This is a genomic window from Cytobacillus sp. IB215665, assembly GCF_033963835.1.
GTDB lineage: Bacteria > Bacillota > Bacilli > Bacillales > SM2101 > Nanhaiella.
The window spans coordinates 21,269-46,638 of the sequence record NZ_JAXBME010000021.1 but is presented as its reverse complement, the minus strand read 5'-3'; the positions used below and the strand labels follow the sequence as shown (position 1 = coordinate 46,638).

Annotated in this window: 33 protein-coding genes; 10 read left to right on the top strand and 23 right to left on the bottom strand. The window is 34.1% G+C overall.

Annotated features, from left to right (window positions below):
* Window positions 1-11 precede the first annotated feature (11 nt).
* Together SLH52_RS19955 and SLH52_RS19950 are read left to right on the top strand one after the other, a co-directional pair.
* Complete coding sequence (locus tag SLH52_RS19955) at window positions 12-791, top strand: ABC transporter ATP-binding protein (protein WP_320210987.1); 780 nt, start codon at window positions 12-14, stop codon at window positions 789-791.
* Window positions 769-1,575: an ABC transporter permease gene (locus SLH52_RS19950; protein WP_320210986.1), complete on the top strand. Its 807-nt coding sequence runs from the start codon at window positions 769-771 to the stop codon at window positions 1,573-1,575. Before SLH52_RS19955 ends, SLH52_RS19950 begins: the two co-directional genes overlap by 23 nt.
* 113 nt (window positions 1,576-1,688) lie before the next feature.
* Here the strand turns inward: SLH52_RS19950 and ytkD are convergent, their stop codons facing one another.
* A complete protein-coding gene (gene ytkD / locus SLH52_RS19945; RefSeq protein WP_320210985.1) occupies window positions 1,689-2,165 on the bottom strand; it encodes an RNA deprotection pyrophosphohydrolase in 477 nt (158 codons plus the stop codon).
* A gap of 244 nt (window positions 2,166-2,409) precedes the next feature.
* Here ytkD and SLH52_RS19940 point away from each other — a divergent pair, with 244 nt between their 5' ends.
* On the top strand, window positions 2,410-3,213 hold the full coding sequence (locus SLH52_RS19940; RefSeq protein WP_320210984.1) for a DUF6612 family protein: 804 nt from the start codon (window positions 2,410-2,412) through the stop codon (window positions 3,211-3,213).
* Window positions 3,214-3,395: 182 nt separating this feature from the next.
* Here the strand turns inward: SLH52_RS19940 and SLH52_RS19935 are convergent, their stop codons facing one another.
* Window positions 3,396-3,734 (bottom strand): hydrolase, encoded by a 339-nt coding sequence (locus SLH52_RS19935; protein WP_320210983.1) that lies wholly within the window; start codon window positions 3,732-3,734, stop codon window positions 3,396-3,398.
* Between the two features lie 79 nt (window positions 3,735-3,813).
* A complete protein-coding gene (locus SLH52_RS19930; RefSeq protein WP_320210982.1) occupies window positions 3,814-4,212 on the bottom strand; it encodes a phage holin family protein in 399 nt (132 codons plus the stop codon).
* A gap of 189 nt (window positions 4,213-4,401) precedes the next feature.
* Here SLH52_RS19930 and SLH52_RS19925 point away from each other — a divergent pair, with 189 nt between their 5' ends.
* On the top strand, window positions 4,402-4,662 hold the full coding sequence (locus SLH52_RS19925) for a DUF6154 family protein (protein ID WP_214483716.1): 261 nt from the start codon (window positions 4,402-4,404) through the stop codon (window positions 4,660-4,662).
* A 235-nt stretch (window positions 4,663-4,897) separates the two neighbouring features.
* Window positions 4,898-5,047: a YtzI protein gene (ytzI, locus tag SLH52_RS19920; protein ID WP_320210981.1), complete on the top strand. Its 150-nt coding sequence runs from the start codon at window positions 4,898-4,900 to the stop codon at window positions 5,045-5,047.
* Between the two features lie 241 nt (window positions 5,048-5,288).
* Here ytzI and SLH52_RS19915 read toward each other — a convergent pair whose 3' ends face one another.
* From SLH52_RS19915 to yidD, 3 genes are all read right to left on the bottom strand, one after another.
* Window positions 5,289-5,486 carry a hypothetical protein gene (locus SLH52_RS19915; RefSeq protein ID WP_413785568.1) on the bottom strand — a complete coding sequence of 66 codons (198 nt, stop codon included), beginning with the start codon at window positions 5,484-5,486 and terminating at the stop codon, window positions 5,289-5,291.
* Window positions 5,487-5,567: 81 nt separating this feature from the next.
* The gene (locus SLH52_RS19910) at window positions 5,568-5,720 is read right to left on the bottom strand and encodes a DUF1540 domain-containing protein (RefSeq protein ID WP_320210980.1); all 153 of its coding nucleotides are present in this window, start codon (window positions 5,718-5,720) and stop codon (window positions 5,568-5,570) included.
* A gap of 256 nt (window positions 5,721-5,976) precedes the next feature.
* A complete protein-coding gene (gene yidD, locus SLH52_RS19905) occupies window positions 5,977-6,228 on the bottom strand; it encodes a membrane protein insertion efficiency factor YidD (protein ID WP_320210979.1) in 252 nt (83 codons plus the stop codon).
* A gap of 334 nt (window positions 6,229-6,562) precedes the next feature.
* Between yidD and SLH52_RS19900 the strand changes: the two genes are divergently transcribed.
* A complete protein-coding gene (locus SLH52_RS19900; RefSeq protein WP_320210978.1) occupies window positions 6,563-7,033 on the top strand; it encodes an S-ribosylhomocysteine lyase in 471 nt (156 codons plus the stop codon).
* Between the two features lie 227 nt (window positions 7,034-7,260).
* On the opposite strand, the gene SLH52_RS19895 is transcribed toward SLH52_RS19900, so the two are convergent.
* The 10 genes from SLH52_RS19895 to SLH52_RS19850 form a co-directional block, all read right to left on the bottom strand.
* Window positions 7,261-8,760, bottom strand: a complete 1,500-nt coding sequence (locus SLH52_RS19895; RefSeq protein WP_320211012.1) for a cobyric acid synthase — start codon at window positions 8,758-8,760, stop codon at window positions 7,261-7,263.
* A gap of 175 nt (window positions 8,761-8,935) precedes the next feature.
* Window positions 8,936-9,289 (bottom strand): DUF202 domain-containing protein, encoded by a 354-nt coding sequence (locus tag SLH52_RS19890; protein WP_320210977.1) that lies wholly within the window; start codon window positions 9,287-9,289, stop codon window positions 8,936-8,938.
* A 376-nt stretch (window positions 9,290-9,665) separates the two neighbouring features.
* On the bottom strand, window positions 9,666-10,211 hold the full coding sequence (locus tag SLH52_RS19885) for a carbonic anhydrase (RefSeq protein WP_320210976.1): 546 nt from the start codon (window positions 10,209-10,211) through the stop codon (window positions 9,666-9,668).
* 22 nt (window positions 10,212-10,233) lie between these two features.
* Window positions 10,234-11,889 (bottom strand): solute carrier family 26 protein, encoded by a 1,656-nt coding sequence (locus SLH52_RS19880; RefSeq protein ID WP_320210975.1) that lies wholly within the window; start codon window positions 11,887-11,889, stop codon window positions 10,234-10,236.
* Window positions 11,890-12,234: 345 nt separating this feature from the next.
* Window positions 12,235-13,368, bottom strand: coding sequence for an MBL fold metallo-hydrolase (locus tag SLH52_RS19875; RefSeq protein WP_320210974.1), 1,134 nt, complete (start codon window positions 13,366-13,368; stop codon window positions 12,235-12,237).
* Between the two features lie 18 nt (window positions 13,369-13,386).
* The gene (locus SLH52_RS19870; RefSeq protein WP_320210973.1) at window positions 13,387-13,782 is read right to left on the bottom strand and encodes a DsrE/DsrF/DrsH-like family protein; all 396 of its coding nucleotides are present in this window, start codon (window positions 13,780-13,782) and stop codon (window positions 13,387-13,389) included.
* Window positions 13,783-13,818: 36 nt separating this feature from the next.
* Entirely contained in the window at window positions 13,819-14,064 is a 246-nt protein-coding gene (locus SLH52_RS19865) for a glutaredoxin family protein (RefSeq protein ID WP_214483727.1), read from the bottom strand.
* A 16-nt stretch (window positions 14,065-14,080) separates the two neighbouring features.
* A complete protein-coding gene (locus SLH52_RS19860; RefSeq protein WP_320210972.1) occupies window positions 14,081-14,653 on the bottom strand; it encodes a sulfurtransferase TusA family protein in 573 nt (190 codons plus the stop codon).
* A 45-nt stretch (window positions 14,654-14,698) separates the two neighbouring features.
* Window positions 14,699-14,926, bottom strand: coding sequence for a sulfurtransferase TusA family protein (locus tag SLH52_RS19855; RefSeq protein WP_214483729.1), 228 nt, complete (start codon window positions 14,924-14,926; stop codon window positions 14,699-14,701).
* Window positions 14,927-15,081: 155 nt separating this feature from the next.
* Window positions 15,082-15,561: a DsrE/DsrF/DrsH-like family protein gene (locus SLH52_RS19850; RefSeq protein ID WP_320210971.1), complete on the bottom strand. Its 480-nt coding sequence runs from the start codon at window positions 15,559-15,561 to the stop codon at window positions 15,082-15,084.
* Between the two features lie 261 nt (window positions 15,562-15,822).
* Between SLH52_RS19850 and nosD the strand changes: the two genes are divergently transcribed.
* The 4 genes from nosD to SLH52_RS19830 are packed head-to-tail and all read left to right on the top strand — an operon-like array spanning window position 15,823 to window position 19,169.
* Complete coding sequence (gene nosD, locus SLH52_RS19845) at window positions 15,823-17,148, top strand: nitrous oxide reductase family maturation protein NosD (protein ID WP_320210970.1); 1,326 nt, start codon at window positions 15,823-15,825, stop codon at window positions 17,146-17,148.
* Between the two features lie 2 nt (window positions 17,149-17,150).
* Complete coding sequence (locus tag SLH52_RS19840) at window positions 17,151-17,615, top strand: nitrous oxide reductase accessory protein NosL (RefSeq protein WP_320210969.1); 465 nt, start codon at window positions 17,151-17,153, stop codon at window positions 17,613-17,615.
* On the top strand, window positions 17,615-18,445 hold the full coding sequence (locus SLH52_RS19835; RefSeq protein ID WP_320210968.1) for an ABC transporter permease: 831 nt from the start codon (window positions 17,615-17,617) through the stop codon (window positions 18,443-18,445). Before SLH52_RS19840 ends, SLH52_RS19835 begins: the two co-directional genes overlap by 1 nt.
* Window positions 18,438-19,169, top strand: coding sequence for an ABC transporter ATP-binding protein (locus tag SLH52_RS19830; RefSeq protein WP_320210967.1), 732 nt, complete (start codon window positions 18,438-18,440; stop codon window positions 19,167-19,169). Before SLH52_RS19835 ends, SLH52_RS19830 begins: the two co-directional genes overlap by 8 nt.
* A gap of 670 nt (window positions 19,170-19,839) precedes the next feature.
* On the opposite strand, the gene SLH52_RS19825 is transcribed toward SLH52_RS19830, so the two are convergent.
* The 7 genes from SLH52_RS19825 to menB all read right to left on the bottom strand — a co-directional run bounded on the left by SLH52_RS19825 (window position 19,840) and on the right by menB (window position 25,338).
* Window positions 19,840-20,427, bottom strand: a complete 588-nt coding sequence (locus tag SLH52_RS19825; protein WP_320210966.1) for a nitrous oxide reductase accessory protein NosL — start codon at window positions 20,425-20,427, stop codon at window positions 19,840-19,842.
* 101 nt (window positions 20,428-20,528) lie between these two features.
* Complete coding sequence (locus SLH52_RS19820) at window positions 20,529-20,843, bottom strand: rhodanese-like domain-containing protein (RefSeq protein WP_320210965.1); 315 nt, start codon at window positions 20,841-20,843, stop codon at window positions 20,529-20,531.
* Between the two features lie 192 nt (window positions 20,844-21,035).
* Window positions 21,036-21,296, bottom strand: a complete 261-nt coding sequence (locus SLH52_RS19815) for a metal-sensitive transcriptional regulator (RefSeq protein WP_214483736.1) — start codon at window positions 21,294-21,296, stop codon at window positions 21,036-21,038.
* A gap of 25 nt (window positions 21,297-21,321) precedes the next feature.
* A complete protein-coding gene (locus tag SLH52_RS19810; protein WP_320210964.1) occupies window positions 21,322-21,669 on the bottom strand; it encodes a sulfurtransferase in 348 nt (115 codons plus the stop codon).
* 93 nt (window positions 21,670-21,762) lie between these two features.
* Window positions 21,763-22,872 carry an o-succinylbenzoate synthase gene (gene menC, locus SLH52_RS19805; protein WP_320211011.1) on the bottom strand — a complete coding sequence of 370 codons (1,110 nt, stop codon included), beginning with the start codon at window positions 22,870-22,872 and terminating at the stop codon, window positions 21,763-21,765.
* A 36-nt stretch (window positions 22,873-22,908) separates the two neighbouring features.
* Complete coding sequence (locus SLH52_RS19800) at window positions 22,909-24,387, bottom strand: o-succinylbenzoate--CoA ligase (protein ID WP_320211010.1); 1,479 nt, start codon at window positions 24,385-24,387, stop codon at window positions 22,909-22,911.
* A gap of 132 nt (window positions 24,388-24,519) precedes the next feature.
* A complete protein-coding gene (gene menB, locus SLH52_RS19795) occupies window positions 24,520-25,338 on the bottom strand; it encodes a 1,4-dihydroxy-2-naphthoyl-CoA synthase (protein ID WP_320210963.1) in 819 nt (272 codons plus the stop codon).
* Between the last annotated feature and the right edge of the window lie 32 nt (window positions 25,339-25,370).

Here is a 25,370-nt window from a genome sequence, read left to right as displayed (position 1 = left end):
GGTGATGATTCATGAGTTTTTTATTAATAAACAATATACATCACACATATTTTTCTAAATCATCAGCAACTACCGCACTCGAGAATATTAACCTAGCAATTAAAGAAGGAGAATTTATTTCATTTATTGGACCAAGTGGCTGTGGGAAGACAACGCTACTTTCCATTATTGCTGGACTTTTACAGCCCACTAAAGGTGATGTTCTTTTAAAAGACACCAAAGTGACAGCATCAACTCACACTGTCGGCTACATGCTTCAGCAAGATTATTTATTTCCTTGGAGAACGATTGAAGAAAATATTTTATTAGGATTAAAACTCAATCATAAATTATGTGATAGAACAAAAGAGAAAGCTATTCAGCTATTACAAGAAATCGGGTTAGAGGGAACCGAAAATCTGTACCCAAGACAACTCTCTGGAGGGATGCGTCAAAGAGCAGCGCTAGTGAGAACATTAGTAACAGATCCACAAATTTTTTTACTGGATGAACCTTTTTCTGCACTTGACTTTCAAACGAAACTTAAATTAGAAGATCTCGTATCAAACACTTTAAAGGAATACAACAAAACTACACTACTTGTAACACATGATATTGGAGAAGCAATTGCAATGAGCGACCGCATTATATTACTGGATGCAAATCCAGGTAGAATATCCGAAACATTCGTTATTCCAAACACATTAAGTGAACTACCTCCATTTAATGCTAGGCAACACCCCATATATGCTGACCTTTTCCAGAAGGTCTGGAAGGAGTTGGATAAATTTGACACCTCAAACAAAATATAGCGACCTTCATGCCCAATACTTGTATCAGCTAAAAAAAGAAAAACGCGTAGTAAGAATTTATCAACTGCTCATTTTTATTGTATTTTTTTCAAGTTGGGAAATAGCTAGCTACTTTAAGTTGATAGATCCACTATTATTCAGTTCTCCTTCAAAAATCACAAAATTATTAATTGAAAAAGTAGCAGATGGCTCAATATTTGTTCATATAGGTGTCACATTATTTGAAACCGTGCTTGGCTTTATTTTAGGCACCTTATTAGGAACCATCCTGGCTGCACTTTTATGGTGGTCACCACGCCTTTCCAACATATTAGACCCTTACCTTGTTATTTTAAATGCGATGCCGAAGGTTGCACTAGGACCTATATTAATCGTTGCCTTAGGACCTGGATTTACGTCCATTATCGCTATGGGAACTATCATATCAGTAATTATTACAACAATTGTTGTTTACACCTCTTTTAAAGAGTTAGATCCAAATTATTTAAAAGTATTACACTCATTTGGAGCTTCCAAAAGACAATCATTTTTCGAAGCAGTACTTCCTTCTTCATTTCCAACGATCATTTCAACACTTAAAGTCAATGTAGGACTTTCATGGGTTGGTGTAATCGTAGGGGAATTTTTAGTATCTGGTAAAGGACTTGGGTACATGATTATTTATGGTTTTCAAGTATTTAACTTCACACTCGTTCTCCTCAGTTTATTAATTATTGCAGTTTTTGCTACAATTATGTACCATGGCGTTGAATACCTAGAAAGAAAACTGATCAAAGACGTATAAATGGAACTATAGGGCAAAAGAAAGATACACCAGCCTTGCTAATCAAAAACTAAAAACAATTAAAGCTCGCACAAGGACCTGAAGATATATAGACCTTGTTGCGAGCTTATTGTTTATTCATTAATTAATTCTCTTATTCGGTTAAGACTATTTTGTAGCACCCCATCCTTCATAATAAAGCTATAAGAATCATTATAAGCAATATTTTCAGGCAGATGATCGAGTAAAACAGGCCCCTTTGTTTCGTAGTATGTTGGTTGTTCCTCAATTGAGTTGATACTTGCAAAATAGATATTTTTTATAATCCTCTTCTCTTTTCCCATCACCATATATTGACCTATATACCGAAGATCAATAATGTTACCACCTGTTTCCTCCTTCACTTCACGAATTGCTGCTTGTTCTGGAGTTTCTCCTTCTTCGACATTACCACCGGGGAATTCTAGGCCTCGTGTAGCATGATTTGTTACAAGCCATTGTTTGTAAAACCTACATATGACCCACACATGCTTAGGAGATAAAGAAAATGGATGATTGTCAAATGAGAGGTAAACATCATTAAAATAATAGTCCTTAAATTGTATTTCCATTGCACTTCTCTCTCCAACTGTTTAGTTATAAAAATATTAACATAATTCATTAAATTTATCACGACTAGTAAGATTTGTAAATTTATATTTTCAATTAAAAGTACACTTGTTATAATACATATTGAGGAACGAATCAAACAAATCTCCCAAATTTATCTACTAATATATATTAAAAATAAGGTTTGTGAAACTTCCTTTATGTTAAATCGTATACATAGTATACACTTTACGAGGAGGAACTATATTGAAAAAGCTAATAACTACTATGTTCGCTGTATCTTTTGTATTACTACTCGCAGCTTGTTCTTCATCAGACGCTGATGTAAATGATTTGTTTAACAAATCAATGGAAGCTGCTCAAGATCTAAATAGTTTTTCAGTTGATATGGTAATGGATCAAACAATTGAAGTGGGAACAGAGAGCATTCCCCAAAACATGGAAATCTATCTAGATATGGTGCAAGAACCATTAACGATGTATCAACAGATGTCTATATCTATGGGTGATGCAATCAATGTAGATACAGAGTCATATTTTACTGAAGAAGGATTTTTCATGTATGATTCAATGAGTAATTTGTGGCAAAAACTCCCTAGTGAGCAATTTGAACAAATTATGCAAATGTCTAAAAATCAGCAATCTCCAATAAATTCTCTGAAGCAAATGGAAAAGTTTGTTGATGATTTTGAACTTATCGAAGAAGATGACCAATACATCTTTAAACTTTCTTCTACAGATGAAAAAATGAAAGAGTTAATTACTTCAATGATTCCACAGGATCAACTCACAAGTGCTGGAATGGCAGATAACATTGACCAATTAATGGAAAATATGACTATTTCAACATTAAAATATGAAATAACTGTTGATAAAGAGACTTACTATCCAAAAAATATTTCAATGATTATGGACTCAACGATGACAATGGAGGGAGAGACTGTCGGATTCTACCAAGAAATGACAGGTAAATACTCTAATTTTAATGAAGTCAGTGAAATTTCTGTTCCTGAAGAAGTTATAAACACAGCAACTGAAAGTCCTCTATAATCATATTGAGGTCACTCATAATTAAGAGTGACCTTTCTGTTTATTACGCTTACTCATAAATTTATCTTTCGTCCAAATAATCTACCTTAAAATTTCACGTACCAAACCCATCTATTGTATATGAGTTTCAGCACACTTCTTCACTGCTTTGCTCACCACATCAACTATACAAGTAATACATTTTATGTTTTTTCATTGAAAAATACATCATGTAACAATCCTTGCTCTTCAATAAATTCTCTAGTTTTTCTATCCCCTAATTGGTAAATTAATTGAAGTATTTTCTCGAGCGTTTCATCATAGGCGTCATTTTGTTCATCATCATGATATTGAATATACGGGATGTGTGCCCTAAAAAAATTTTGCCATTCTGTTGAATAATTTTGGTCAAAATATTCACGTAATGTTGTAATTTCTTCGTCTGTTGCAAATACTTTATAATTCCAAGGAGATGCTGTACTTAATCTCGAAATTTCTCCACTTCCTAAAGAGATATAATAAGCTTCCTTCTCTTTACTCATAATTATTCAACTCCTATATATGCTTAAATATAGGTTTTTCTATCAAGAGTAAAATATACACATAATATATCTCTCTTGCTTACTGATTATTGCGATCTCTTAACAATTTAATGGCTCGAGTAAGAACTTTGGGAACAGGTACTCCAGCCCTTCCTGCATTTTCAATAATCGATAGCAATTCATTAGAAAGATAAAAAAAGATTGTGGTATCACGTAAAAAATGATATTCTCCTAGAATGAGGTCTATTAAATGAGCAATTGCAACTAATGCAAATATAAATATCTTTTGCATAATTCCTTTAAACCCTATTCTGCTGGACAAAGTCCCCTCTATAGTTGCAGATATCATCCCGGTTACATAATCAATGATTACAAATACGAGTAAAATTACCATTAATTTGTCCCAACCACCGAATAGGAATGTCACTGTGGAACATAAAAATGAAAAAGCCACGATAAAAATATATTTTTCCAACATTACCTTCCTTTCTTTGGATAACTGGTTAACAAGTGAAATTAAGCTTTTCCCTTACTTCAAGTTATGAGAAACTTAACATATTGATTGAGTGAATGCCTTATAAAGTGGACATTGTAACCTAATTATTATGAATTTATTTTGTTTGACAGTCATAGACTATAGGATAATCAATATATTGGAGTGAGAAGAATGAAGTTAGTCGACGAACTTTATGATATGTATCGTCATAAATTAACAGGTGACGAAGAAGATGCTGAAATTTTAACATTGGCACTGCTAGAACAATTAGATCGTAATGATATCTTGTCGATGGTTGAGGAACTAAGTGATTATGAATTAGTTGGTTTAGTTAGCTTATATATCACTGAAAAGCTAAAGGGGAAAATAGCGCGAGATGGAGTAGGCAATAATAGACGTTCATCCATTTCTGAACTACGAAATCTTCATTGATTTTCTCTCCTTCATTTCATAAGACTCTTTTCGAAAACTTTGTCGTAACAGTTCCTAAACTAAAAGATAAAGATATCGATTTACTCAATAGTCATCGTTTTAAGAGAAAATGGCACGAAATCCAGGTGTATACGTGTTTATTTTTTCATACGAAAAACAAACACTCTATGCGAAAATAGCCTTTTATAAACAACATATTCGGTCATTATGAGTATTCATGAAGGAGGGTAAATTTTTGCTTACTGTTTTAATAATATCAATTATTATCGTCCTTGGTGTTCTTTTTATAACATTAATGACAACCTCAAAAGCATATCAATATGAGCATACAGTTGACGATTTACAAGAAAATCACCATATCGAAACCGAAGATAAAACGTCTTAACTAACAACTGCTATATTTACATAAATTATAAATCATTGTGTACAAGCCTGATCTTACAATTCATTATTGTTATTGATGAAACAGTTGACAGTTTAGTAACTAAATTGCAAAAAACCCACCTTGGAAGAGGTGGGACATAGCACAATAAAACAAAATCACCATAAACTTTTCGTGCCGTGGAGAGAATGGAAGCCTCTCCTTAAATATTAAGGTATGTTAAACTTTTCACGATATGTAAACCTCACTCCATTAACCCTAGTTCAACTGCTCGATGAGCGATTAAATCATCTACGTCGCTCGGTAGACCATCCAACGATCCAAATTCATGTTCCCAAATGTTAGCAAATGAATCAACACACGATGGAAATGTTAATTGATTAGCATACTTAGCTTCTTCTTTAAACGCCTTAATTAGACTTTCTTTATTCATAACCATCATTTATCTCTCCTTAGTGAATAAATAAATAGGGCAGACCCGATGAAGAGTCTGCGCTATGCTTATTTTCCTTTTGAAAAATGATTAGCTTGGTGTGAATGTTCGACAGTCTGTCTCTTCTGTGCTATTTGCAGAAGTACCACTGTGGCTAATCACATATATTTCCTGAGCATTGCATTTGTTTCCCTGTTTCCAATAATGACAATTATTTACCTCACATAAAACATCTTTTGCCATAGTTACTTACCCCCTAAAAAAATGATACATAATATATCATTTGTTTTTAGGAATTTTTCATACTATATAAAAACTGTAAAATGAGCCCTTTATATTTTTAACTTACTTGAATAATTAAACAGCATTTCTTTTTTCTAACAAACATGAGCTGTTAAATCGGTTTAATAACCTTAAAAGAGAATAAAAGATACCACGAAAGTCCATGTACTTATAGTACAAAGCAACAATCTATGCGAAAACTGTGTCGGTAAGTATCCTACTTCTCAATTTTTGATGGATGTATGGATGATTTTTTTTCTGGTACTGGATCAATGCCACCCGGATGAAAAGGATGACATTTTACGATACGTTTCATTGTTAACCAGCCACCCTTTAATGGTCCAAAGCGCTTAATCGCTTCAAGTCCATAGTGAGAGCAGGTTGGATAAAAACGACATGTCGGTGGTTTTAAAGGCGATATGACAAGTTGATAAAAACGAATAAATCCAATAAATATTTTTTTAAGCAAAGTGACTCACCCTAACTATATAATACCTTTAATAAAGGTCATTTCATAAATTTGTAATTTTTTATTACTTTACATATGAGTAACTGATGTGTATTATATGATTTTTATAGTCTTCGGAGAAGAAAAGATGCTCCAAAAGTTAGTTGTATACGTTTTTAGCTCTTATTAGGAAAAAGCAACAATTAATGCGAAAACAGCCTTAATAAATGATATACTATTTTTAGCTGTATAGAAAATATTATGTTTATCGAAATTTCATGTTAAGTGAAAATTTGTGCTTGGACATGTATAATAAAAAAAGAAAAAATGACAATTTATATAGGAGTGGTTATCCATGCCATCAGTTGAAAGTTTTGAATTAGATCATTGTATTGTAAAAGCGCCTTTTGTAAGACATTGTGGCGTTCACAAAGTAGGAAGCGACGGTGTAGTCAATAAATTTGATATCCGCTTTTGTCAGCCAAATAAACAGGCTATGAACCCTGATGCCATTCATACACTTGAACATTTATTAGCTTTTAATATTCGTAAATATGCTGAAAGATACAACCACTTTGATATCATTGATGTGTCTCCTATGGGATGTCAAACTGGCTTCTATCTAGTTGTTAGTGGAGAACCATCTGTAAGTGAAATCATTGATTTGTTAGAAGATACATTTAAAGAGGCTGTAGAAATAACTGAAATTCCAGCTGCGAACGAAAAACAATGTGGTCAAGCGAAGCTACATGACCTTGAAGGTGCTAAACGCCTTATGCGTTTTTGGTTAGAACAAACTAAGGAAGATCTCCATCAAGTATTTTAACATGTTCATATGAATGACTGTAAGCTATTATTACTGAAAACTCAGCTAGATAAAATCGAAGTGCTGATAAAAGAGTCTACATCGCACGAACTGTATATACAGTTTTTTCTTAGTATGATAAATAATAATTAATTCCACAAAACTAAATATAACAAAGGGTAGACCTCACTCCATATAGTATAAATAAGTAATATATGTTGTGGGGTCTACCCCTTATAAAAGACAAATCACTTCATTCCACTAAAGTTGTTATTGAATTTCTTCATTTCTGTTTGAATAGTGTCAAGATCAAGATGTTGTTCTACAATTTCAGCTAATTTTTCAAAGCTTTCCTCCCTTAAACCATTAAATGATCGACGTAATTTAATCGGCGACAAGCCTTTCTTAACTCTAAGGTGATTCAACAGCTTTGTTCGAAATAAATCATTATGCATAATACCATGAAAATATGTCCCAATGACATCATACTTCCCTTTTACACATCCATCTGTATGTTGGTCTGTAATAACAAACGGATTACATTGGTTAAGGTTGTTAGTAACTCCCATGTGTATTTCATAGCCTGTTACAAATACTTGCTCACCTTCAAATTCCACATAACCTTCAGAAAGAGTCGTCTTCTTTCCTTTTGTAATTGTCGTTCGAATAGGTAAAATACCTAGCCCATGACAACTAACTTGTGATGTTTCAATTGAAAATGGATCTTCAATCATTTCACCTAACATTTGATAGCCACCGCAAATGCCAAAAATAAGCGTATTTTGTTCTTTATGGAGGTACTGAATCCCCTCTGTCAATCCACTATTATGCAAAAATGTACAATCATCAATTGTATTTTTACTTCCAGGTAAAATAACTAAATCTGGCTTGCCCAACTCCTCTATGTGTGAGACAAATCTTACATGGCAATCTTCTTCAATATGAAAAGGGTCTATATCTGTAAAATTTGAGATAAACGGATACCTTATGACAGCAATATCAATATCTTTTACACCATTTTGAGACCTATTGTATGTATCTAAAACAACAGAATCTTCGGCATCTATATGAAGGTTTGGAATATAAGGGACCACACCTAATACTTTTTTACCCGTATAACTTTCGAACCATGTTAGCCCTGATGTTAATAAGTTTATATCTCCACGAAATTTATTAATTATTACACCTACCACTCGGTCACGCTCTTCTTGTGTAAGTAACTGTAATGTACCAACTAAGCTTGCAAATACCCCTCCTTTGTCAATATCCCCAACCAAAATTACAGGAGCGTTAGCCATTTTAGCTACCCGCATATTAACAAGCTCTCGGTCATTTAAATTTATTTCTGCAGGGCTTCCTGCTCCCTCAATCACGATGCGGTCATATTCTTCAGCAAGCTTTTCATATGAATCAGTAATAATCTGTAAGCCTTGTTCAAAGAAATCTTGCCTATACTCACTAGCCTTCATATTTTTCATAGGCTTACCGTGCACAACAATTTGAGATTGGCTATCTCCAGTTGGTTTAATTAATATGGGGTTCATATCAGTAGTTGGTAGAACCCGAGCAGCTTCAGCTTGAACCCCTTGAGCTCTCCCTATTTCTTTACCATCTTGTGTAATATAAGAGTTCAAAGCCATATTTTGTGATTTAAAAGGTGCTGTTTTATATCCAGCATTAGCAAATATCCTACAAAATGCTGTCGCAATTACACTTTTCCCACTATCTGAATGTGTACCCTGAATCATAATTGGAAATCCTATTCCCACTGTTATCCCCTCAATTTAATAGATTATTATCATTTTAGCTCATATAAAATGTTATGTTCTGATACAAATAAACTCAATATTTCGTGAATTTATGAAAAATTACAATACCTTCAGCAATTTGTTCATTGTTCATATCAAAGCTAAGAGATCGTAATTACAACAAGAAATAAATTGTAAAAATTATAATGATGACAATAAAGAATGAAGATAAAAAGAAAATGAATACCTTTGGTGATTGAAATGACCCTTCATTTATATCATGTTGTTTTTGTAAATAGTTCCTTGTAGAAAAAATGATTGTAGCTATCCCCAATATTACAGAAAGTACTTCAACGATATTAGCAATGAAACTCACAGACTTTGTCATAGTTCGTGGAAATGTAAAATGTAAATTTGCAATGAGAAAACCCACTCCAATAATAGCTATTGCAGTTCTAATCCAAGCTAAATACGTTCTTTCATTAGCTAAGTGTTGTTGTATATATTTTGAATCAGTCGTTTCCTTCATAAAATTCACCTTCTTAAAATATGGCTGTTTCTTTTCGTTCTAAGATATAAAATACTTATACACAAAGCGGTTGTAGCATCTTTGCTCACTTAACATGAGGTCAATTGCATGAATTTTTTTGCTTTCCTACATTAGTCTCAGCAGCAACATTGTTTACAAAAGGCTGTTTTCGTATCGTTTGTTGCTATTCTAAAATACGTATAAGCCAAGCGGCCGTGAAATCTTTTCTTATGTTATATGACATCAATTGCATAAATTAATTTGTTGCTTTCCTACATTAGTCTCAGCAGCAACATTGTTTACGAAATGAGACCTCCGAAAAGAGTCTAAATTAAAAAATGAGACGTTTGTGTTATCAAAAGTCCCATTTTTAAAGTTAATTCTCTAACTGCTCTAGTCTTCCAGAATCTAAATGAAATAAAAAGCCTAAGATTTGTATCCCTTCACCATACTTTTTATAGACTGGATGACTTTTTAGCTTTTCAATTTGCTTTATGACATTGACTCTAGACATATCGTCTAAGGATAAACTATCTGATCGGTCTTCTAACGGTAAGTTTTCCTTAATACTATTAATCCAGTATTGCAGCTCTGGCTCTTGATTATTATTACATGCAGCTGCAACACCACCACAATTTGTATGGCCCTCAATAATTATTTTTTTTACTTTAAGATGATAGAGAGCATAGTATAAACTCGCTGAAAAGCTCTCATCATCTTTATTTACTTGATTGGCAATATTACGATGAACAAACATTGTACCCAATGGCATTTGGCTTATCACTGAAGGACTGACTCTTGAATCGCAACAACTTAACACGAAATATTCGGGGCTTTGTCCTTTTGAAAGCTCTGAGAAATAAAGTTTATTTTCCGATAAAGTTTCCTTAACAAATCGTTCATTTTGTTTTTGAATGTCCATTATAAGCCTCCTGTAAATATTCTTATTGCAGATCTAACGCATGCTGTAAGGAAAGATAACTAATATTGTTCCCATATTTGCTCTCCCAATCTGCTCTTTTCACTAAATCTTTTACTGGACCCTTCATGCCAGCAATTAATATTTCTATATTCGCCTGCTTATAGTCGTCAATGATTTTTTCAAGTTCATCAATTGAAACAGCATCTATGGCATTGACACTTGAAAAGTCTAAGACGATCTTTGTCGTACTAGGATGATCTGCAATTTCTTTTCTTAATTGTTCTTCAAAGAAACCCATATTTGCAAAATATAATGAAGCATCTATTCGAAATATAATGGTATCTTTGAACGTTTTTGCGTTTTCATAACGTTTAATATTTCGGAACACATTTTCTTGTTCAATATACCCTAATTGTGCAACATGAGGATATGCGCTTCTCCAAATAAACACAAGTAGTGAAAAAGCAATACCTATTAAAATACCTTCTTCGATACTTGTAACTAATGTAGCTATAAAGGATACGATAAGTGTCCAACCGTCTACCTTTTTTATTTTAAACAAATGCACTGCTTCTTTCACATCAATTAAGCCAAAGACAGCTACCATAATAATCGCGGCTAACACGACGTTAGGCAAATAGTAAAATAATGGTGTGAAAAATAACAATGAGATAATGATTAAAACCGCGGTAATGATTGAAGCTAATCCAGTTTTAGCACCTGCTTGATAGTTAACTGCTGATCTTGAAAATCCACCTGTCACTGGGTATGCTGAAAAGAAAGAACCGACAATATTAGCTAGTCCTAAGCCTGTTAATTCTTGATTTGAGTTTATTTTATCATTTTCCTTCGCTGCAATTGCTTTTGCAACTGCAATTGATTCCATAAAACCAACAAATGAAATTGTCAAAGCAATCGGAAGCAAGCTTGTGATCGAGCTTATGTCAAATGCAGGTAATGACATTGTTGGTATCCCTCTAGGGACTTCTCCAACAATACTTACACCGAACTCTTGGAGGTTTAAAAAATATACAAGTAATGATCCACCGACTACAACAATTAATGCTGCTGGGAAACGAGGATAGTTTTTCTTAAAGTAAAGTAAAATCGCAATGCTTAATGCCCCTATTGCTAAAGTGATAAAATTAACATTTCCAATTTGAACAATTGCCCCATATAATACTTCGAATACACTTCCCCTTGCGATATCAACTCCTAATAAATGCTTTAGCTGACTTAAACCTATAATTAGTGCTGCTGCAGATGTAAATCCACTAATAACTGCATGCGACAAAAAGTTAACGATGAACCCAAGTCGAAATATGCCCATTCCGAACTGAATCACCCCAACCATGAGTGAGAGCAATAATGCATAGGATAAGTATTCACTTGATCCAGGTTCAGCCAATGTCGATACACCTGAAAACACAAGTAAAGACACCATTGCTACAGGACCTACTGCTAATTGTTTTGAAGATCCAAATAAAGCATAAATGATTAAGGGGATAGTAGAGGCATAAAGTCCTATCACAGGAGGTAAGCCTGCAAGCATTGCATATGCCATACCTTGAGGAATTAACATGATAGCAACGATAAGACCAGCAGATAAATCTCCCTTAAGATATGACCCTTTATAACTCTTCATCCAATCAACAGCAGGGATAAGGTACTTTAACATCTTTAATCATTCCTTCATTTTATCATAATTATTGTATAAAATGTTTAATTTGGGTGTAACAAAAGGGTGTTTTGGACAATGTCACGTACATGAGCTTTGTCCAAAAAAATTTATCTTATTATAAATTATCTTTTGTTAATTCTGATGCTATTTTAAACTGAGTTACAACAGCAAAAGGGGAGCTTTATCCCCTTTCGTAAAAAAGCAAAACACGAATAGATCTATGACTATAAAAATCATAAAATACACATCAGTGGCTCCAATTTAAGTGAAAAAAGCAACAAAGTATAAGAATAGAGCCTTCGAAAAATAACTATCCGTACAAAAATAACCTTTTATTACTTATTAATGTGTATGATGAACTGCACAGCGATTAGGTCCAATTTCTAATTCTTGTTGCTTCTCTACTGATGCATCCTCAACTCCACGATTAATCGCTATGATTTCTTCAAAGTTTGGTGGAGTTTCTGTACTTGCAGATTGTGCTACAAATTCAACAAAGTCATCTTCTTTTTGATTTAACATCACTTCATTTTGCTCGCGAATGGTTCCTAATTTCTCACCTATATAACCTTGTTGATTGACTTCATCATCAAAATCAGCATAATGTGCTGGTAGTACAATTACATCATCAGCAATTTTAGCTACTTTATCGTATACAGTCGTATATAAGTCCTTAGCCCATTCTCTTACCTTACCACCTAAATCTGGACGTCCTAATCCACTTACAAAAATTGTATCTCCTGAAAAGAGTAACTTGTCATTCACAAAGAAAGAAACACTCCCCGGGGTATGACCAGGCGTTTTAATAGCAATGACTTCAAGAGTAACTTTTTCAAACTCAATTATTTCATGCTCCTCAAACGGTTCATGATCGAACACTGCGCCTTCACTTTTCATGACATAGTATTTAGCACCTGTTTCTTCTGCAAGCTGTCGTCCACCTGATATATGGTCAGCATGGAGGTGAGAGTCAACAACATGCGTAATTGTAGCCCCCTCATCGTCCGCTATTTCTTTATAAATATTAGTAAAACGTGCAGGATCTACGATTAACACTTCTTCGCCAGAAACGATCATATAAGATAGACACCCTTTACCAACTCTAATAAACTGATATACTTTCATATCTTTATCACGATAAACTTCTGTTTTATACAAATATTCACTCCACGACTTCATACCACCTTTTAAATAAGAGGCAGCTAACCCTTCCTCACTGAGCATTTCAGCTACCATTTTCGAAGATCCCTCTTTGGCACAAACAACAAGTATTTCTTTATCTTTTGGTAATTGTTCAATAATATCTTCAACACCATCTAACAGTTCAAAATAAGGTATGTTTAAATGGTCAATGTTCACCCCTTCAATTTTCCAATCTTTAAAGTCGCTCTCATTTCGCACGTCAAGAATAAATACTTGTTCTCGTTCAAGAATATTCTCTAATATTTCAACACTTGTAATTTCTCTTACACTCATGTATTTTCCCTTCTTTCATTAAAATGTTAGTGATACATTTGCATCCTTAGCAAAATCTAAAAACGTCACCGCACCGCCGACATCAATACCTTCAACAAAATCCTCTTTTTGTAATTGCATAACATCCATTGTCATTTGACAAGCAATCATTTTCACACCTAAATCTGTTGCCATTTGAACTAACTCTGCAATCGGTGGTACTTTAGCAGCTGTAAAACCTTCTTGAAAATGCTCCTTGCCTTGTGGAAGCGGAAGATTCTTATGTGCTTCCTTGTGAATCAAGTTAAGCCCTTCAAAGGTGAAGAAAATACCAACCTCTGCGTCAGTTGCAGCTGAAGCAGTGGCTATATTAAACACTTTATAAGCATCAAATAATCCCCCATTAGATGCGATGATTGCTACTTTGTTTGACATCTTTTTTTCCTCCGTATCATTTATTAAATTTGTTTATTAATTGTTTATTAAAGGCTCTACCAATTCCATCAACTTGTTCGGATCGTATCCTAATACCCATTTTCCATTTACTTCTGTTTGCGGAACACCCATATGTCCAGTTGCCGCAAGAATTTTTTCTACTGCTTGTTGATTACTCTCAAGGTTAACCTCTTTATATGGAATTCCTTTATAGGCTAAAAAATTTTTCATTTTAGTACAATAAGGACATGTAGATGTCGTATAGACAGTTACATTTGCCATGACCCCCCCCCTTTCATTAAATTAATTTAGTAGTTTCACCTTTCCACGTACTCATACCAGGAATAACATTAGTAACTTTGTTAAATCCTTTTTTTGTTAATTGCTGTGCTGCTAAATCACTCCTACTTCCAGTTCGACATATTACATAAATATCATCATCTTCATTTACTTCATGAATACGGCTTGCTAATTCACCAAACGGAATTGATACTGAACCTGGAATATGATTAAAAACAAATTCAGATGGTTCTCTTACGTCCAGGATTACAATATCCTCATCTGTATTTATTTTTGTTAATAACTCTTCATTATTTATTACAATGGGATGCTTTGTTTCAGCTAATTCTTCATCAGCAGATTTACGTAAATAGTGTCTTATGATGGCCCCTTCTTCTATTGTTCCTAAATATTGATTTCCTGTATTTTCTGACCAAGCCTTAAGGTCTGCTGTAGAGCCTTTATCTGTTGCTTGAATTTCTAGTACTTGACCTGGCTGTATGTCATTCATTGCTTTTTTTGTTTTCACAATAGGCATTGGACATGATAAATTTTTTGCATCTAAAACATGATCTGTTTTAATCGAGTTCACTTGAAATACCTCCAAAATAATAATTTCTGAATTACTTACTCACATCTACCCTTTTTTAATCCAAAATTTAAATACGTTGTTTTCATCAGTCGCTTTCAACAATTCATGGCCTGTAGCATTCGCCCATGCTGTAAGATCTTTTGTTGCACCTTTGTCAGTAGCGTGTATTTCTAGAATTTCACCTGAATTCATTTCATTAATTGCTCTCTTTGTTTTTACAATTGGCATTGGACATGATAAGCCTTTTGTGTCTAGTACTTTATTTGAAATCAATTTGTCTCCTCCTTAGATACCTATAAGGGTATTTTAAAAATAAAAAATTTTTCTATATGATCATTTATATATACATAGTTTATTTAATATAAATCCGGGGTATTATCTCACCTGTTACAAACGGCTAGAACTACGAGCAATATACGCAAATAGGCTCAGATAAACAGGTTTACATTTCCATCCTCTGCATCCGCTAAATAAGCTCCAACTCCAGCAAACTCTACGCCATCGATAATTTCTTCCTTTTTAAGCCCTAATAAGTCTACAGTCATTTGACAAGCTACCAGTTTTATTTCTTGCTCCTTAGCCATATCTATTAACTGCGGAACAGGCACAGCATTATGCTTTTTAATAATATTTTTAATTAGTTTTGGACCCATTCCTCCAAAGTTCATCCTGGATAGTCCCATTCTATCTGCACCTCTAGGCATCATTTTGCCAAACATTTTTTCAACAAAGCCTTTTTTCACATGAACTGACTGATCCTTTCTTAAAGCGTTTAAGCCCCAAAAAGTATGAAAAATAGTTACTTCATGATCATATGCTGCGGCACCATTCGCAATAATATAAGCTGCCATTGCCTTATCATAATCACCACTGAATAAGACAATTGTTGTCTTTTTTACTTCCCCCATTACTTCACCTCCCCTTCATTTACCCCTAAGGGTATGTTATTTAGCAAAAAAAATTTAGATACCATATTTAATGTTCCGACTTATTACCTTTACCCCTATGAGTATTTTATTATATATTTTATTTTTTATCAACAAATAAATCTTATTTATGAATTTTTTTAAAAAACACGTATTTGTCAACGTTATGTCACTGAAACTTTCTTCTTTTTTCACAACTCTTAAGTATACTACCGATAAAAAAGTGCTCTAAGGTGGAGATCAATGATAAAAAAAATGATTACCTTCACATTGTTTATTAGTTTTACTATGTTTCCAATTGAGTCAAACGCTCAACAGGACCAATTATTGGTCGTAACGCCTGATACTTCTATTCAACAGGTTATAAACAAAGCACCAGAAGGAGGAAAAGTTGTTATAACAAAAGGAGTATACGTGGAAAACATCATTATTGAAAAACCTATTTATTTAATTGCTGAAGAAGGGGTAGTCCTACACGGAAATAACACTGGTTCAGTAATTACAATCAATTCACCAGAGGTGATTGTAGAGGGTTTTCACATTACTCAAAGCGGAAGAGATGACAATGATGCAGGTATCTTCGTCAAGTCCTCTAACGTGACAATTAAATCTAATACATTTACTGATGTTCATTTTGGAATTTATGTTGAAGGAAATGACAACCTCATTGTTAATAATTTTATCACGAGCTACCCTGTACATTTTGCAAAACGTGGTAACGGTGTTCACCTGTTTTCTGGCAATAACAATGTTGTGAAAGAAAATACAATTAACGAAGTGCAAGATGGCGTGTATATCGATTTTGCAACAAATAGTAAAGTTATTGATAATGAAATCACTCAATCACGTTATGCTGTACATTTTATGTATGGTGAGGGTGGGGTTGTACAGGGGAATTATTTAGTGTCCAACATTAATGGATTAATGATTATGGCATCCGAAAGAATTCACATTTATGCCAATACTTTTGCAAAGCAACTTAGCTACCATGGATACGGAGCACTTATTTATGATTCCGATAATATTACCTTAATGGACAACAAAATAATACAAAATAGTAACGGTATAGCTCTACAAAATGCACGTCAATGTGAAGTTAATCATAATGCCGTTGCTGGAAATCATGTAGGTATAAGTATTTTAGCTAACAATGAAGGTTGTAAGATTACTAACAATAACTTTATGGGAAACGTAGCTCAAATAAAATTGATCACAGAAGAAAAGGGATTTTACAACAACTATTGGGATGATTATCGCTCATTTGATTTAAGTGGGGATGGCATAGGAGAAATACCATATAAAACTGGTTCAATGTATAACGAAATACTTAGTAGACAGCCTTATATACAGTTCTATTTTGAAAGTCCTGCTATTAAAATGTGGACTACCGTTGAATCAATGGTACCATCATTAAGCGTTGCAAACATTGTTGATCCATTTCCTCTTGTGGAACCAATTTCTATTTCAACAGAAACCACTGAAATGCATGAAAGAAATATAGCCATTGGCTTTATTGCAATATTATTTCTACTTATAAGTAGCTTTATATTTTATATTGGGAGGATGTAGTGATGCAACGAAATTATGTACTGCTTTCTACAATAATGATTACAATCCTATTATCATCTTGTAGTAAAGAGATTGCTTATAAACCACGAGAAATTAATCCAGATATAGATATTTGTACGATTTGTAACATGAGTGTTGCACATATAGATCATGCAACAGAGGTCATATTAGATAATGGTGAAATACTAACTTTCGATGATATTGGTTGCATGATTGAATACATAGAAAGAAGTGAAGAAAATACTACAGCAATCAACAAATCATATGTTCGCGATATTAAATCTAACGAATGGATTGAATTACAAGATGCTCACTTTGCCTATCATCAAGAATTTTGGACACCAATGGCTTACGGAGTTATATCTTTTGCCACGAAACAACAAGCCGAGACTTATATTGAAGAAGAAAAAAAAGGTGAGCTGCTAGAATATGTTGATTTGCTCAATCATAATTGGGACGGATTTTAATGATGAGCATATGGATTATAGCGAAACAAGAATTAAAGCTTATGATGAGAAGTAGATGGATCCCCAGTTTTGCTTTGTTATTTACGACCTTAGCAGTTACTATTGTTTATTTTAGTGGAATGAACACCGAAGCGGGCTACGATGGCTTTACTAGAATGACTGGTAGCCTTTTAAATCTATCTCTATTTCTTATTCCTTTAGTCACACTATTAACAGGGAGCTCTTTTATTGCTGGCGAAAAGGAAGACGGTGGCTTTTCTTTGTTATTAACATACGCGCTACCGCCTCGAAAGATTTTAATTGGGAAATATGTTGGCATGTTGATTGCTCTAGCTTCTGTTATTTTCCTAGGATATGGCTTAGCTGGAGTGATACTATTATTGCAGCATGGTAGTATAACAACTACATTATTTTTGTTATTCGTATTTTTTACATTACTATTAACGATGATGTTTTTAGCGGTTGCAATATGCATCGGAGTTATATCTACTAATCGTTTTCAAGCATTAGGATTTAGTCTAGTAGTTTGGGCTACACTTGTGCTGTTTTATGAATTTGGCGTCATAGGTTTAATTACATTTGTTGATCGTTCATTTGTTCTACCAATCATTACGGTATCGATATTATTCAATCCAGTAGAAATTATTAGAGTGTGGACAATATTGATGATGAATAGCGGAGAAATATTTGGACCGACATTGTATGATTTCACATTGTGGGCACAAGGAATGATAGGAAATATCGCTTTTTCTTCAGCAACGACCTTATGGATAATATCGCCATTAATACTAGCAAACCTATTTGTGAAGAAGGGGATTAGAAATGAGTGAACTGGATATCGTGATAGAATGTCATAATGCAACGAAAATTTATAATAACAATAATCAAGTACAAAATATCGATTTTACAGTTCAAAAAGGAACATGTCTTGCTCTTTGTGGCAGTAATGGTGCTGGGAAAAGCACTATTATAAAGATGCTAATCGGTATTATTACTCCCACATCTGGAGAAATATATTTGAATAAACATAAAGTTTCTGCTAAAAACACCTTTTATAAATCAATGTTTTCTTATATGCCGGATAGCATGGTTTTCCCGAAAACTTTAACAGGATATGAAGTGCTCACATTTTTTGCAAAGCTAGACAAATTGCCACTCAAACAAGTAACAGAACTTATTCGCGTAGTCGGGTTAGAGAACGACCAACATAAAAAAGTAAAAGAATATTCAAAGGGAATGCAGCAAAGACTTGCACTCGCTCAAGCTTTGTTATCTGAATCACCTATCCTCGTATTAGATGAACCAACTAACGGACTAGACCCATACTGGGTACGTCGCTTTAAACAAATTATCAAACATGAACAAGAGAAAGGCAAAACGATCATTTTTTCATCTCATGTCCTTTCAGTTGTTGAAGATCTTGCAGATACAGTTGTTTTTATCAATCAAGGTCAAATGCTAATCAATGATTCAATTCACAATTTATGCAGTGTAGATGGGGAATATCGATCTCTTGAAGAAGTTTTCTTTCATTCAGTTCACTCCAGCGTATAATAAGCGCAACATTGATTGTTGCTTTTCGTACTTACATATAAGCACGTCTCTACACCTAGCGGTCGTAAATTCTTGTCTACTGATAAAATCTATGTTCCCTTAAAAACTCATCGTTTTAATAAAAAGGTGTTTTCGCATTGACTATTAAGAAAGTAAACACGTACATAAGTAGAGTTCGTTGCATCTTTTATTCTATATAACAATGACTAACATTATAAAACCACTTTTTATAGGCAAATTTGATAACAATTGTAACAATGTTTACGAAAAGAGCCATACTGAAAAACACCGACCAGAATTCAAATATTGGAAGGTGTTTTTTTGTAAAGCTATTTTTGCATAGATTATTGTTTCCAAGCAAATTCATGATATCGTGCAGTCTTTTCTCTCGGATAATTTAGTGTTATATGTTGTTATTCGGTTCAAAAATAAACACTTACACAAATCGCATTCTCAGCATCTTTGCTACTTTTAAATTATGACCGTCGATAATTTTCAATTTATTTACGAAAAGAACCTACTTATAAGAACGCAAATCCATTTAAGTTATTAACAACAAGGATTAGGATTTCATTGATCTATTTCGTATCATACGTTCTGATAGCAATATACGGCATCATCTTTTTTCAATCAATTTCTTTTGTAAGTAATGATCTATTATTAATACTGCTTAATTCCCATCATGGCCTTCTTCGTTTTGCCCCATTTTTTTCATGTAACGTTCATGAGACACATGATCAATTTCATCCCAGGAAGAGATAGCAGCATTGATGTCCGTACGCTCATCAACAAAGGCTTGAGCAGCTTTTTCTGAGCTAAATAGTGCGTAACCATATTTCATAGGAGTTATGATATCCGCTTTTACCGGAACTGAATCGTCCAGATCAATCCACTCTGATGAATTGTAATCTCTCACCCATTTTGCAATTGCTTGTTCATCTTTGTCTCTTTCATAATTAAGTAAACAGCCAACATCATCAAAAAAATAATGCTCACCATTTTCCATTTGAATTTGTGCTGTAAATACCCCCATTTCATCTTCCATTCCATATACCTTCATATCACAGAACGCACACGTATGTTCATCAGTGGGTTCAACAGCAACAACTTCATGTGTATCAATATTTTGTTGTGAGGATAGCTGCTCACCACTAGCCACCTCTGAAGCTTCCTCTGCACCATTTTCAGTATTGCTACACCCTACTAATGCTCCTAAACTAATCGTAAGAAAAACCATGAAAATAAAAAATTTGCTCATATGTATCCCCCCTTAATATTTTCTAAGTTAGCTTAGCAACTAATTGTGAGGAAACTATGAGAAAATTATTTAAAAGTATTTTCTTCACTATATTGTCATTTTTATCCGACTAAATCATGATACCCTATTTCTCCCTTCCAAGAGAGCATACCCCCAATCATATTTATCGCTCTAAAACCTTGTCCTTCTAAGAAGCGTGTAGCAAGACCACTTCTATTTCCTGAGCGACATACTATGATATATTCCTTAGATTTGTCTAATTCATGTAAACGAAATTCTAATAAACCTAATGGTATATGAATCGCATTTGGAATGATTCCTGTCCTTATTTCATCTACTTCACGAACATCAATGATATTCAAGGTTTCATTATTTCTTAAAATTTTCTCAACTTCTATACTAGTTATCTGCTTCATCTTCATTCTCCAGTCTTTTTACCCATAAGGGTATATTTTGTTCTAAAAAAAAGGGTCTAAACCCTTTCACTTACACTATCTCACATGGATTATTGTTATTTGTACTAAGATATACCACGTATCCAACTGTTTATAGTATCATCAATATCAATTGCAGCAAATCTTAACAAAGAGTCCTCATTCAAAAATAAATTATCTACTTTTAACTAATAAATTTACTGCTTCTTTCACTATTTCTTCTTTTTTATAGCCCTTTTCATCAGCGTTTTCGACACACTCAACTAAATTAGAGCTAACGATTACACCAATTGTCCGATCAATGGCAGCTCGTGCTGCTGATAATTGTGTAATTACCTCTTTACAGTCTTTATCTTCCTCCATCATTTTTAAGACTCCTCTAATTTGTCCTTCAGTTCTTTTTACTCTATTTTTCACTTGATTATTGTATTCCATTTTTACACCACCTAAAAACTAATAATTATTTACAAGTGCAGTCAGTCATCGTATAACTAATTATTTTATATCCTTTACTACGTAAAAAACGGATACCCATGTTTTTTTCTATTTTGTCAGAGGCGATAATATGAACATCATTTTTAGGTAAGTCATTATAATTTCGCTTCAAGTAAGCTATAGGTACGTTAACAGCATTTTTATAAGGGAACTTATGCGAAACATTATAATCTCTAATGTCTACTAATGTAAACTTTTCTTGATGGTTATCGCACCTCTTTACATCTACACATCGTACACCGATTATAGGGAAATATCTTGTGTAAAATAAATAAGTTAAGCTAATCAGTATTATCATTAAGAGATAATTCAATAATCATCCCCCTCACTCTTATAAAATTATACTCATTCTATACCTGAGAGGGTATAATGTCAAGAGATTCACATTACGATTACTGTTTGTAGACTATTTCCTTAGGAACTGTTTTTTAGTTATCGTGATTTCTTCAAGCAACTTATAATTAATATCGAAACCAATCCCTGGATTATTCGGAACATCCACTTGTCCGCCATTAACAGTAACTTCAGGAATAATGACATCTCGTTCCCAATACCTCGATGAAGCTGAAATATCTCCAGGAATAGAAAAGTTTTCTAAAGAAGCTAAAGCTATATTATGTGCCCTGGATATTCCTGTTTCAAGCATGCCACCACACCACACAGGTATATTATTTGATTTACAAATATCATGAATGCGGATAGCTTCATATAAACCACCTACACGACCAATTTTCACATTTATAATTTGACAGCTGCCTAGCTCGATTGCTTTTCTGGCATCATCATATGACGTTATACTCTCATCCAAACAAATTGGTGTTTTGAGCACACGTTGAACTTTAGCATGGTCGATAATATCATCAGAGGCAAGGGGCTGCTCAATCATCATTAATTCATATTCATCTAAAGCCTTTAATCGATCTATGTCTGCTAGGTTGTAAGCTGAATTGGCGTCTACCATTAAAGGAATCTTAGGAAATTCTTTTTTAATCTCCTTAATAATTTCCACATCTTCACCAGGTGCAATTTTTATTTTTATTCTTCGGTACCCTTCTATTAATCTTCTTTCTATAGTTTTTAGCATGCTTTTCGAGCTATCCAACCCAACTACAACTCCAGCATCAACAGACTTCTTCTTACCGCCGAGCAGGCTAGCTAGTGAAACATTTTGCCTTTTCGCATATAAATCCCATACTGCTGTTTCCAAACCTGCTTTGGCCATTCGATTTCGTTTTACATAAGATAACACACCAAATACATCAGACGGATGTGTAATAGACTCTGCAAAAAGCTTTGGAATTAAAAAATCTTCTAACATATGTAGCGACGTTTTAATCGTTTCCTCTGTATACCATGGTGAAGAGAACGCAACTACTTCCCCCCACCCAATAAAACCTTCACGATCTTTTATTTCAATTAATACTGATTCCCTATTTTGAACAGTTTCCAAGCTTGACACAAATGGGGATAATAATTTCATTTTAGTTACATGGAGCGTAATAGTATGTATATCCAGCTTCTCCTTCCCCCCTCTCTTTAGCACACACGATAATTAATTTTCTATATACTCATATAGTTTCCTACGTAATAGTTTATTGCTTGCGTTTCTTGGTAGCTCCTGAACAAACACAATTTTATTAGGAACTTTATACTTCGCAAGCCTAGTGGAACAAAATTGAATAAGCTCACTTTCTGAAACATCTACATCATCTTTACATTTGATAAAAGCACAAGGTACTTGTCCCCACGTTTTATCAAACACTCCTATTACTCCCGCTTCGTCAATATCCTGATGTGAAAGTAGAACGGATTCTATTTCTGCTGGATAGATATTTTCCCCACCAGATATAATGAGGTCAGATCGTCGATCGAGTACAAACAAAAATCCATCATCATCAATATAGCCTATATCTCCTGTATAAAACCAATCGTTATTAAGTGCTTTTCTAGTAATTTCTTCTTGAAATAAATAACCGCTTGTTACATTCGGACCTTTTACAACAATTTCACCAGTTTCGTTTGCTGCAACTATGTCTCCGTCTTTTTCAATTCGTATTTGCGCAGGGAATAATGGTTTTCCCGCCGACCCGATCTTGTTGAGGCTATCTTCAGGTGTGAGTGTAACAATTTGCGATGCTGTTTCGGTCATACCATACGTTTGAAAAACCGGTATGGCTCTTTCTTTACACTTTTTAAGTAATGGGGTTGGCACAGGCCCACCACCTGTTAACATGCATCTAAAATGGGTCGGATAAGAATGGTCTCCTAGCTCATCTATCATTTTTTGAAGCATAACAGCTACGACTGAAACAATTGTTACTCCATCACGCAGGATCGATTGATTTATTTGAGATGGAATAAACCGGTCATGAAGAATGACAGTCATTCCATATATAACACTCCTCATTAAAATTGATAATCCACTTATATGAAATATAGGAACCGCCAACAACCAACGATCCTTCTCATGTAAACCTAAATTCAAAGCAGAGCCAACAGCACTCCACCAATGATTACCGTAAGTTTGAATAACACCTTTCGGTTTGCCAGTCGTTCCTGATGTATACATGATTGTATCAATCTCATGTAAAGGAAATTCTTCAATTAACGAAAATTCCGTTTCTTGTAAACGATTAAGTTGTTTGACACTCACTATATTCAATAAGGGATTTTCATTAGCTATTCCTTTAGAAATATTAGAAAATGCATCCTCAGTAATAAAATAATCTACTCTAGCATCAACAATTTGCCATGCAATTTCTGCCTCAGTGAGCCGAGTATTAAGGAGAACAGTAATGGCACCAATATGTTTTAACGCATGGATGGTTTCGATAAATTCTATACTATTATTCATTAATATTGCTACTGTATCATCCTTTTTCACACCAAAAGAGTGTAACTTTCTTGCCTTCGTTATAGCCCGTTCGTGTAAATTTAAAAATGTAATTTGCTCTTTATGATAAGTAACGGCAATACGGTTAGGAGTTAATTTAGCCCGTTGTAGTAAAAAGTTTGGAATGACTTGTTGCATACTCATGAAAACCACCTCACAAGATGTCCTTATAACGATAGTAAAACAGCTTGATGAAGTTACCCACCAAGCTGTCTTTTACACTTATCCTATTTATTATAAAGGATTAAAAATCGTATTTAATTGCTCATTTTAAGGAAAACGTGGAAACTGTTTAAAGTCAGGGCTACGTTTTTCTTTAAATGCATCACGACCTTCTTTTGCCTCTTCAGTCGTATAGTACAATAAAGTTGCATCTCCTGCAAATTGCTGGATGCCTGCTAAGCCATCAGTGTCAGCATTAAATGCTGCTTTTAAGAAGCGAAGAGCTGTTGGACTTTTCTCAAGCATTTCTTCACACCACTGTACCGTTTCGTCTTCAAGTTGTTCTAAAGGAACAACAGTATTTACTAATCCCATATCCATCGCTTCTTGTGCACTATATTGACGACATAAATACCATATTTCACGAGCTTTTTTATGTCCAACAATTCTAGCTAGGTAGCCAGATCCATAGCCAGCGTCAAAGCTACCAACTTTAGGTCCTGTTTGACCAAAAACAGCATTTTCTGCTGCAATTGTCAAATCACACACAACATGTAATACATGTCCTCCACCAATTGCATATCCAGATACCATCGCAACTACAGGCTTTGGAATGACACGAATTAAGCGCTGAAGGTCTAATACATTTAAACGAGGAATTTCATCTTCACCTACATAGCCTCCATGCCCACGAACCTTCTGGTCTCCACCTGCGCAAAACGCTTCGTCACCTGCACCAGCTAAAACAATGACACCAATGTTAGCATCGTCTCTAGCATATGCAAAAGCATCTATCAACTCCATTACAGTTTTTGGACGGAATGCATTGCGTACTTCAGGACGATTAATCGTTACCTTTGCAATGCCATTATAAGTCTCATATAAAATATCTTCGTACTTTCTCTCAGAAACCCACTCTCTTCCCACTTACGTAATCCCCCTTATATTTATGTAGTTTA